Genomic DNA, 9,075 nt, shown 5'->3' with positions numbered 1-9,075 from the left:
CTTGTTCGACGAACCGACACGCGGCATCGATGTCGGCGCCAAGGCGGAGATCTATCATCTGATCGAGGAACTCGCCGCCGAGGGCCATGCCGTGATCGTCGTCTCCTCCGAACTCCCCGAAGTGATCCGGCTTGCCGACCGCGTGCTGGTCATGCGCGACGGCACGATCGCGGCCGAACTCCACAGAGACGATATCAGCGAACAGGCGATCGCGGCGCACGCCATCCCACAAACGCAAACGCCGGCCGCGCAACAGGCAAGGCAGTAGGTGACGGATATGTCGGATACCACTCTGGTGCGACCACGCGCCGAATTCCTGCGCGGCGTTTCCATGCGCGACGCCGGCACGCTGATCGGCCTTGTCGTGATCCTGGCAGTATTCGGCACGCTGGTGCCCGGCTTCTTCGCCGAGCGCAACCTGATCAACATCCTGCAGCAGTCGAGCATCAATGCCTGTTTGGCGCTGGGCATGACGCTGGTCATCATCTCCGGTGGCATCGACCTGTCGGTCGGGCCGACGGCGGCACTCTCGGCCGTCATCTCGGCCTCTATGATGGTCGCCGGCGTGCCGTTTCCGTTGGCCATCGCCGCCGGCTTCGCCATTGGCCTTGCCTGCGGCCTCGTCAACGGCGTGCTCGTCGCCTATGTCGGGCTGCAGCCCTTCATCGTCACGTTGGGAACGCTCAGCACCTATCGGGCGCTGGCGCTGATCTACACCGGCGGCAATCCGGTGCTCGGCCTTCCGCCAAGCTTTCGCGCCATCTTCAACGGATCGCTGTTTGGACTGCCTCTGGCGGTCATCATCGTCGCCTGCGTGGCTGTCGTCGCCTGGGTCGTTTTGAAGAAGACGCCCTTCGGCGAATATCTGCTTGCCGTCGGCGGCAACGAGGAGGCGGCCTACATCGCCGGCGTGCCGATTGCCCGCACCAAGATCGCCGCCTACATGATCTCGGGCCTGCTGGCGGCGCTTGCCGCGCAGATCCTGGTCGGCCGGCTCGGCGCCGCCGTGCCCATCCTCGGCAATCTCTGGGAACTCGACGCTATCGCGGCTGCCGCCATCGGCGGCGCCTCGCTGATGGGCGGCAAGGGCAGCATCGTCGGCACCATCCTGGGCGCCGTCATCCTCGGCGCCATGCGCAACGGTTTGACGCTGATGAACGTCCAGTCCTTCTATCAGCTTCTGGCAACTGGTCTTATAATCCTCGCCGCGATGCTTATCGATCGCGTGACGAGGGGGCGTGGATGACCTTGAGCGGGCTGGACCTGAAAGCGGTAGGACCGCGCATCCGCATGATGATGCCGCATCTCACCCCGTTGGAGGCGAAGGTGGTGGAAACCGTCTTCGGCCGGCGCGGTTTCGACGAGAGCATTCCGCTGAAACAGATCGCCGAAGAGTCCGGCGTGTCCGAGGCGATGGTGGTCAAAATCGCCAAGAAGCTCGGCTTTTCCGGCTATCGCGACTTCCGCACCGCCGTCTATGAATACAGTCGCCTGCCGACCGCCGAGATGCACCAGGAACTGTCATCCGACGACAGTTCGGCCGAGATCGTGCAAAAAGTGTTTCGCACCTCCATCCAGGCGCTGGAGGAGACGCTGGCGATCCTCGACATCGAGGATTTCGACCGGGCCGCCGAGCTGCTCTTCCGTGCCAAGAACCGGGATTTTTATGGCGTCGGCGGCTCGGCGCAGATCGCTCGCGATGTCTCGCACAAGTTTCTGCGCATCGGCATCCGCGCATCCGTCTATGACGATTCGCATATGATGCTGATGTCGGCCTCGCTGCTCGGCGGCGACGACATCGCCGTCGGCTTCTCGCATTCGGGAGACACGTCGGCCGTCATCGACGCCATCCAGCTGGCCCGCAAGAACGGTGCCCGCACGCTGGCCATCACCAACTACGACAACTCGCCGCTGGCTGCGGTCGCCGACATCGTGCTTTGCTCGACCGCGCAAGGCTCGCCGCTGATGGGCGAGAACGCAGCGGCGCGCATTGCCCAGCTCAACATCCTCGACGCGCTGTTCGTGGCGGTGGCACAGCGCGATTATCAGGCGGCGGAGCGCAATCTCGGCCGCACCATGTCCGCGGTGACATCGAAACGAAAAGACCGGGGCTCATGACGACATCGCCGCTGGTCACCGTGTTCGGCAGCTTGCACTACGACATCATGGTCGACGCGCCCGACCGCCCGCGCAAGGGCGAGACGGTGACCGGCCATGCCTGGCACCCGAAATGCGGCGGCAAGGGCGGCAATCAGGCTGTCTCGGCGGCGCGGGCCGGCGTGCGCGCGGCGATGATCGGCGCCGTCGGCGACGATGATTTCGGGCGGGCGTTGCTGGCCAATCTCAATCGCGCAGTGGTCGACCACCGCTTCGTGCGGGTGGCCGCTGGCGCCGGCTCCGGCATGAGCGTGGCGATCTTCGACGCGGGCGGCGACTATGGCGCGGTGATCGTCTCGGGCAGCAATCTGACACTGGGCCATGCCGACATTGCCTCTGCTTCCGATGTGATGGTCCAAACGGCAGTGCTTTTGTTGCAGAACGAAGTGCCGGAAGCCGGCAACATTGCCGCCGCACGCGCCGTCAAAGCACGGGGCGGCCGCGTCGTGCTCAACGCGGCCCCCGCGCGCGAACTCTCCGACGAGTTGATCGCGCTGGTCGACATATTGGTGGTCAACGCCATCGAGGCTGAATTCCTGGCTGGCACAGCAGTGTTCGAGACGCTGGACGGGGCCGCCCAAGCCGCACGGCTGCTGGCCGATCTTTATCCGGTGGCGATTGTCACGGCGGGCGGCGAGGGCGTCGCCTGTTGCGATCGGAGCGGTGAGGCGTTTGCTCTGTCCGCCATCCCCGTCAAGGTCGCCAGCACGCATGGCGCCGGCGATGAATTCGTTGGCGCGCTGGCCGCGGGACTTGCCCGTGGGCAGACCATGCGGGCGGCCATCACCGCCGCCAACGCGGCTTCGGCCTTGCTGGTCTCGACGCCAGAGGCCGAGCGCGACGGCATCTGATGGCCTGATTCAACGTTGCAAAGAGCTGCGGCCGCCGCCTGTCCTTGCGGCCTCGCGCGAATTCCGCTAAGGCGCGCCTTTGTCGCCGGGGAACACGGACTTGGACGATCAACGCGCCGACGTCGCCATCATCATGGGCAGCCAGTCCGACTGGGCGACGATGCGCCATGCGGCCGAAACGCTGGAAGCACTCGGCATCCCGCACAAACGGCTGATCATCTCCGCGCATCGCACCCCAGACCGGCTCTATGATTTCGCCAAGGGCGCCAAGGCGGCCGGTTATCAGGTGATCATCGCCGGCGCCGGCGGTGCAGCACACCTGCCCGGCATGACGGCGGCGATGACGCCATTGCCGGTGTTCGGCGTGCCGGTGGAATCGAAAGCGCTTTCCGGGCAGGATTCGCTGCTGTCCATTGTCCAGATGCCGGCCGGCATTCCCGTGGGCACGCTGGCCATCGGCAAGGCGGGCGCTGCCAACGCAGCCCTTCTAGCCGCCGCCGTGCTGGCCCTGAACGATAACGAGCTTGCCGTCCGCCTGGATGCCTGGCGCGCCGCGCAGACCGCCAAGGTCGCGGCAGAACCGACGGATACGCCGTGAGCCTGCCCGCCGGATCGACCATCGGCATCATTGGCGGCGGCCAGCTCGGCCGCATGCTGGCTGTTGCTGCCGCCCGCCTCGGCTACCGCACCGTGGTGCTGGAGCCGCAAGCGGATTGCCCCGCGGCACAGGTCGCCAACCGGCAGATAACAGCCGCCTATGACGACCCGGCCGCCCTTGCCGAACTGGCAGGCTCGAGTTCCGTCGTCACCTACGAGTTCGAGAACGTGCCGGTTGCAGCCGCCAGTGCGCTGGCCGCCAAGGTTCCGGTCTATCCGCCGGCGCGTGCGCTGGAAGTGGCGCAGGACCGGGTGGACGAAAAAACATTCCTCAACGGCATCGGCATTGCCACCGCCGATTTCCACGCCGTCGACAATGATGACCAGCTGATCGCGGCGCTGAAAGCATTCGACGGCAGCGGTGTCCTGAAGACCCGGCGCATGGGCTATGACGGCAAAGGCCAGCGCGTCTTCCGCAACATGGAAGCCGGCGGCTTCGCCGGCACATGCGAGGCGATGGGCAATGTGCCTCTGATCCTGGAGGCCTTCGTGCCGTTCGAGCGCGAGATATCGGTGATCGCGGCGCGTGGGCTGGACGGTGCGGTTGTCGCTTACGATCCAGCCGAGAATATCCATCGCAACGGCATTCTCCACACATCGACCTTGCCGGCCGCCATTATGCCGGAGACGGCGGAAGCGGCCCGAACGGCCGCATCGAAGATCCTGTCGGCGCTGAACTATGTCGGCGTCATCGGCGTCGAGTTCTTCGTGCTGGCGGACGGCTCGCTGCTGGCCAACGAGATCGCGCCGCGCGTGCACAATTCCGGCCATTGGACGGAAGCCGCCTGTATCGTCTCGCAGTTCGAGCAGCATATCCGCGCCATCGCCGGCCTGCCGCTCGGCGCCCCGGACCGCCATTCCGACTGTGTGATGGAAAACCTGATCGGCGACGATGTGCTGCGCGTCCCGGAGCTTCTCGCCGAGCCCGATCTGATGCTGCATCTCTACGGCAAGGCCGAAGCGCGGCTCGGCCGCAAGATGGGGCATTTCACTCGGATCAGCCGTCGCGCCTCATAGGGTTGCCTACTGCAAATCGTCGCTCTCGTCCTCGCCTGGATTGGCGCAACTCACATCGCCTTCCTCGCAATTGGCCGCGGCAGCGAGCTGCTTGATGCGATCATTGGTCAATCTGGTCAGGCATTGCGATACTGCCATCGGATGGATCGAGCCGCCTTGACTGGCGGCGGTGGAATGCGCGCATTCGGCATCGCGAAAAGTGATCCAGGCGCGCTGCGCCACCTGCAGCAATCTCTTGCCGCCGGCGTCATCCGAGCTGGTAAGGTCCTGATAGGCCTTGTTGAGCTTGGCGTCGGCCGCCTGATAGTCTTCGCCGGCACAGATGTTCATCATCTGCTGGCTATCGTCGCTGCGGTCGCATTCCTGCGCGCGAGCAACCGAAGCTGCCGCCAGCAGGACAAGGCAGGCGGACAGGAACATTCGGCGCATGGTTCTCTCCAAATCACTTCACGGCGACCGCATCATCCCAGCCGGCCCCAGGGCCGCGCAATGCCGCAAGGCCGACATGGCGGATAATTGATGACAGGGACGATTCACAGCCGCTATGGAGCACGCTTGCGGTTGACAGGGACAAGGCTCCTCGTTTATGAGCCTCCCACAGTTCAAAGGCGCGTCTTCTGGCGCGCCTTAAAATTTCGACCCGGACCGGGTCCACACCGACAGGCAAGACCATGAAGATCAAGAATTCGCTCAAGGCGCTGAAGGCGCGTCACCGCGACAACCAGTTGGTTCGCCGCAAGGGCCGCGTCTACATCATCAACAAGACCGCCCCGCGCTACAAGGCACGCCAGGGCTGAGTTTTCGGGCAGGAGGCTGTTGCCTCCCCCCATTTGATGCTTGTTGCCGCCTGCCGGCATTTTCACGCCAAATTCAGTTTGACGTTCCGTCGCCCGGGACTAGAGTCCGGCGATGCGGATTCTTTTTGCATTTGTGACATCTCTGCTTGTTTCCGGCGTCATTTATGGCCCGGCATGGGCGGACGATGCTGTCGCGCCGCCGGCCACTCAGGACGCGCCGCCCGCCGCAACGACGAAACAAGCCCGCCTCGACCAGTTGTTCAGCGATCTGAAACGCGAGCGCAACGAAAAGGCGGCCGAGCGCATCGCCGGCAACATCTGGAGCGAGTGGTCGCAATCCGGCAGCGCCTCGATCGACCTGATGATGCAGTGGTCGCAAAAAGCCGTCGAGGGCCAGAAGTTCGACGTCGCGCTCGATTTCCTCGACCAGGTGGTGACTTTGCAGCCGACTTATGCCGAAGGCTGGAACCGGCGTGCCACCGTCCATTTCATGATGAAGAACTACGGCAAGTCGATGTCCGACATCGACCAAACGCTGCAGCTCGAGCCGCGCCATTTCGGTGCGCTGTCCGGCCTGGCGCAGATCATGGCGCTGACCGGCCACAAGCAATCGGCGCTCGAGGCCTGGCAGAAGGTGCTGGCCATCTATCCGATGATGCGCAGCGCCCAGGACCAGGTCGGCACGATTTCGGAGGAACTTGCCGGTGAAGGCATTTAAGGGAATAGGCAGTAGGGATTAGGCAGTAGGTCCAGACCGCTCTGCGGAACACACATGCCTACTGCCTACTGCCTACTGCCTACTGCCTACTGCCTACTGCCTACTGCCTACTGCCTACTGCCTACTGCCTACTGCCTACTGCCTACTGCCTACCCTACAACTTATCCCCCTCCACCTCGTATCTCCCCCATGAACCTGATCTACGCCGCCCTTGCCTTCCTGATGGCGCTTGTCTTCGGCTTTGTCGGCGTCACCCGCGTCGGGTCATGGCTGATCGAGCGTCGTAATCCGCCGATCGGCGAGTTCGCCGACATCGACGGCGCCCGCATCCACTATGTCCATGTTCCGGCGCCCGCCAATGCCGAGTTGCCGCCGATCGTCTTCATCCATGGCGCCAGCGCCAATCTCAGGGACCAGATGCTGCCGCTGCGCCCCTTGCTCGAAGGCCGCGCCGAAATGCTGTTCTTCGACCGGCCAGGCCATGGCTGGTCGGGTCGCGGCACCAACAACGAGAACCCGTCGGCGCAGGCCAACACCATTGCCGCACTGATGGACCATCTCGGCATCAAAAAGGCTGTCATCGTTGGCCATTCCTTCGGCGGCGTGGTGACATCGGCCTTTGGCCGCGAACATCCAGACAAGACACTCGGGCTCGTCTTTCTCGCACCGGCGACCCACCCATGGCCGGGCGGCGCAACCGCCTGGTACTACGATCTGACCACCATGCCGGTGCTCGGTTGGCTGTTTTCCGAAACGCTGACCTATCCGGCCGGAACCCTGCAGATGGCCGACGCCACCACCTGCGTCTTTTCGCCCAACAAGGTGCCGGACAATTACCTCAGCTCGGTCTCTATCCCGCTGGTGCTGCGACCAACAGCCTTTCGTGCCAACGCCACCGATGTCGCCGGGCTCTATCGCTACGCGCTCGCCACCGCACCGCGTTACGCCGAGATCAAGGCGCCGACCGTGGTGATTTCAGGCGATCGCGACAAGGTGGTCTATGCACATATCCATTCGGTCGGCCTGGCGCGCGACATTGCCGGTGCCGAACTCGTGTGGGTGCACAATCTCGGTCACAAGCCAGACTGGATCGCGACCGACCTGACCGTCGGCGCCATCGAGAAGGTCGCTGGCAAGAATATGGACCTGCCGGCGATGGCCAGGACCGTGGAGGCGCGCATCGCCGGCGACGCCTACGGCGCCGGCAGATGCGCCGATATCAAGGTACCGCAGGCCGAACTCGCGCCGACCTAAAGCGGGCCGCCTGAATCCGTTCAGAGGCGACACGCTTCAGGAATCTAGCGGCTGACTTGTGTGTCCGAACCGATATAGGCGATGCGCAGCATGTTGGTCGAACCCGGTGTCCGCAGCGGCACGCCCGCGGTGATGATGACGCGGTCGCCAGGCTTGCCGAAGCCTTCGTCGAAGGCGATGCGGCAGGCGCGATTGACCATGTCGTCGAGATCGACGGCGTCGGGTGAGACGACGCAATGCGTGCCCCACAAAAGCGACAGCCGCCGCGCCGTGTTGAGGATCGGCGACAGCGCGATAACAGGCACCTGCGGCCGCTCGCGGGCGGCGCGCAGGCCTGTGGTGCCCGATGCGGTGTAGGTGATGATCGCCGACAGCTTCAGCGTTTCGGCGATCTCGCGCGCGGCCAGCGAAATGGCGTCGGCGCCGGTCGCCTCCGGCTCGGAGCGCTGGGCGTTGATGATGCCGGCATAGGTCGGATCGGTTTCGACCTTGGTGGCGATACGGTTCATCATTGCCACAGCCTCGACGGGATAGGCACCCGCCGCCGATTCCGCCGACAGCATGATGGCATCGGCGCCTTCGAAGACGGCGATCGAAACATCGGACACTTCGGCGCGGGTCGGCACCGGTGCCGTGATCATCGATTCCAGCATCTGCGTTGCAACCACCACCGGCTTGCCGGCGCGGCGTGCGGCGCGCGTGATCTGCTTCTGGATGCCGGGCACCGCCTCGAGCGGCATCTCGACGCCGAGATCGCCGCGGGCGACCATCAGCGCGTCGGACAGTTCGATGATTTCGGCCAGCCGGGCGACAGCCTGCGGCTTCTCGATCTTGGCCATGATCAGCGCCCGCCCGCGTGCGATCTTGCGCGCTTCCGCCAGATCCTCCGGCCGTTGCACGAAGGACAGCGCCACCCAGTCGACGCCTGTGGCCAGCACGGCATCGAGGTCCTTGCGGTCCTTCTCGGTCAGCGCGCCGACCGGCAGATCGGTGTCGGGCAAGCTGACGCCTTTCTTGTCGGAAATCGTGGTGCCGGCGACGACGGTGCAGACGATCGACTTGCCGTCGCTCTTCACCGCCTTCAGCTCGAGCTTGCCATCGTCGATCAGCAGGCGATGGCCGGCTTCGACCGAGCTCAGGATTTCCGGATGCGGCAGATAGACCCTGGTCGAGGTGCCGGGCTCGGGATTGTCGTCGAGGGTGAAGGTCTGGCCTTGCGTCAGCACTTCCTTGCCATTGGCGAACTTGCCGACGCGCAGCTTTGGTCCTTGCAGGTCGGCCAGGATGCCGATCGGCCGGCCAACCGCTTCCTCGACAGCGCGGATGCGTCCGACCAGCGTGCGCATCAGTTCATGGTCGGTATGGCTCATATTGATGCGGAACACATCGGCGCCCGCTTCGAACAGTTTCTTCAGCATCTCCTCCGACGAGGAGGCCGGACCGATGGTGGCTAGGATCTTGACCTTGCGGCTACGTCTCATTGACTGTTTGTTCCCGGGGCGGCTGGAGCGCCTCCCGTTGTGGACTCATCGGTCAGCTGGACCATCCAGCTTGCCTGTTCGCCCGTGTCATATTCCTGGAATCCGGCGCGCTGGAAGCCCCGGGCAACGCAGTCGGTCACGCC

11 protein-coding genes and 1 pseudogene are annotated in these 9,075 nt (G+C 64.4%); 9 read left to right on the top strand and 3 right to left on the bottom strand.

All coding sequences use genetic code 11. The features are described from left to right. The 6 genes and pseudogenes from EN984_RS12300 to EN984_RS12275 all read left to right on the top strand — a co-directional run. Nucleotides 1-268 (top strand): annotated as a pseudogene (locus EN984_RS12300) (sugar ABC transporter ATP-binding protein); the annotation flags it as partial. 9 nt (nucleotides 269-277) lie between these two features. Continuing rightward, nucleotides 278-1,246, top strand: coding sequence for an ABC transporter permease (locus tag EN984_RS12295; protein ID WP_127383763.1), 969 nt, complete (start codon nucleotides 278-280; stop codon nucleotides 1,244-1,246). Beyond that, nucleotides 1,243-2,118, top strand: a complete 876-nt coding sequence (locus tag EN984_RS12290) for a MurR/RpiR family transcriptional regulator (RefSeq protein WP_127383762.1) — start codon at nucleotides 1,243-1,245, stop codon at nucleotides 2,116-2,118. Before EN984_RS12295 ends, EN984_RS12290 begins: the two co-directional genes overlap by 4 nt. Continuing rightward, nucleotides 2,115-3,008, top strand: coding sequence for a ribokinase (locus tag EN984_RS12285; RefSeq protein ID WP_127272233.1), 894 nt, complete (start codon nucleotides 2,115-2,117; stop codon nucleotides 3,006-3,008). The genes EN984_RS12290 and EN984_RS12285 overlap by 4 nt, the downstream gene beginning before the upstream one ends. A 100-nt stretch (nucleotides 3,009-3,108) precedes the next feature. Beyond that, the gene (gene purE, locus EN984_RS12280) at nucleotides 3,109-3,606 is read left to right on the top strand and encodes a 5-(carboxyamino)imidazole ribonucleotide mutase (RefSeq protein ID WP_127272234.1); all 498 of its coding nucleotides are present in this window, start codon (nucleotides 3,109-3,111) and stop codon (nucleotides 3,604-3,606) included. Next, nucleotides 3,603-4,682 carry a 5-(carboxyamino)imidazole ribonucleotide synthase gene (locus tag EN984_RS12275; RefSeq protein WP_127271005.1) on the top strand — a complete coding sequence of 360 codons (1,080 nt, stop codon included), beginning with the start codon at nucleotides 3,603-3,605 and terminating at the stop codon, nucleotides 4,680-4,682. The genes purE and EN984_RS12275 overlap by 4 nt, the downstream gene beginning before the upstream one ends. Before the next feature lie 6 nt (nucleotides 4,683-4,688). Here the strand turns inward: EN984_RS12275 and EN984_RS12270 are convergent, their stop codons facing one another. Continuing rightward, nucleotides 4,689-5,111, bottom strand: a complete 423-nt coding sequence (locus EN984_RS12270) for a lysozyme inhibitor LprI family protein (RefSeq protein ID WP_127271006.1) — start codon at nucleotides 5,109-5,111, stop codon at nucleotides 4,689-4,691. Nucleotides 5,112-5,353: 242 nt separating this feature from the next. On the opposite strand from EN984_RS12270, the gene ykgO reads away from it, so the two are divergent. From ykgO to EN984_RS12255, 3 genes are all read left to right on the top strand, one after another. Then, nucleotides 5,354-5,479 (top strand): type B 50S ribosomal protein L36, encoded by a 126-nt coding sequence (gene ykgO / locus EN984_RS12265; RefSeq protein ID WP_006327841.1) that lies wholly within the window; start codon nucleotides 5,354-5,356, stop codon nucleotides 5,477-5,479. Between the two features lie 112 nt (nucleotides 5,480-5,591). Then, complete coding sequence (locus tag EN984_RS12260; protein ID WP_127271008.1) at nucleotides 5,592-6,197, top strand: hypothetical protein; 606 nt, start codon at nucleotides 5,592-5,594, stop codon at nucleotides 6,195-6,197. A gap of 189 nt (nucleotides 6,198-6,386) precedes the next feature. After that, nucleotides 6,387-7,451: an alpha/beta hydrolase gene (locus EN984_RS12255; protein ID WP_127272236.1), complete on the top strand. Its 1,065-nt coding sequence runs from the start codon at nucleotides 6,387-6,389 to the stop codon at nucleotides 7,449-7,451. A 44-nt stretch (nucleotides 7,452-7,495) separates the two neighbouring features. Here EN984_RS12255 and pyk read toward each other — a convergent pair whose 3' ends face one another. Continuing rightward, the gene (gene pyk, locus EN984_RS12250; protein ID WP_013529204.1) at nucleotides 7,496-8,932 is read right to left on the bottom strand and encodes a pyruvate kinase; all 1,437 of its coding nucleotides are present in this window, start codon (nucleotides 8,930-8,932) and stop codon (nucleotides 7,496-7,498) included. Further along, the coding region (locus tag EN984_RS12245) for a DUF1036 domain-containing protein (protein ID WP_127383761.1) at nucleotides 8,929-9,075 on the bottom strand (147 nt) is incomplete at its 5' end. The genes EN984_RS12245 and pyk, both read right to left, overlap by 4 nt.

Origin of the sequence: Mesorhizobium sp. M7A.F.Ca.CA.004.12.1.1, assembly GCF_003997835.1 — a bacterium.
Taxonomy (GTDB): Bacteria; Pseudomonadota; Alphaproteobacteria; order Rhizobiales; family Rhizobiaceae; genus Mesorhizobium.
The sequence above is the reverse complement of the archived record's forward strand: the minus strand, read 5'-3'. Positions and strand labels throughout refer to the sequence as shown.

Excerpts from the sequence above, each read along its gene's own strand:
- EN984_RS12270 (WP_127271006.1), bottom strand. The coding sequence starts at position 5,111 with ATGCGCCGAATGTTCCTGTCCGCCTGCCTTGTCCTGCTGGCGGCAGCT.
- EN984_RS12290 (WP_127383762.1), top strand. The coding sequence starts at position 1,243 with ATGACCTTGAGCGGGCTGGACCTGAAAGCGGTAGGACCGCGCATCCGC.
- EN984_RS12260 (WP_127271008.1), top strand. The coding sequence starts at position 5,592 with ATGCGGATTCTTTTTGCATTTGTGACATCTCTGCTTGTTTCCGGCGTC.
- EN984_RS12285 (WP_127272233.1), top strand. The coding sequence starts at position 2,115 with ATGACGACATCGCCGCTGGTCACCGTGTTCGGCAGCTTGCACTACGAC.
- pyk (WP_013529204.1), bottom strand. The coding sequence starts at position 8,932 with ATGAGACGTAGCCGCAAGGTCAAGATCCTAGCCACCATCGGTCCGGCC.
- ykgO (WP_006327841.1), top strand. The coding sequence starts at position 5,354 with ATGAAGATCAAGAATTCGCTCAAGGCGCTGAAGGCGCGTCACCGCGAC.
- EN984_RS12295 (WP_127383763.1), top strand. The coding sequence starts at position 278 with ATGTCGGATACCACTCTGGTGCGACCACGCGCCGAATTCCTGCGCGGC.
- EN984_RS12255 (WP_127272236.1), top strand. The coding sequence starts at position 6,387 with ATGAACCTGATCTACGCCGCCCTTGCCTTCCTGATGGCGCTTGTCTTC.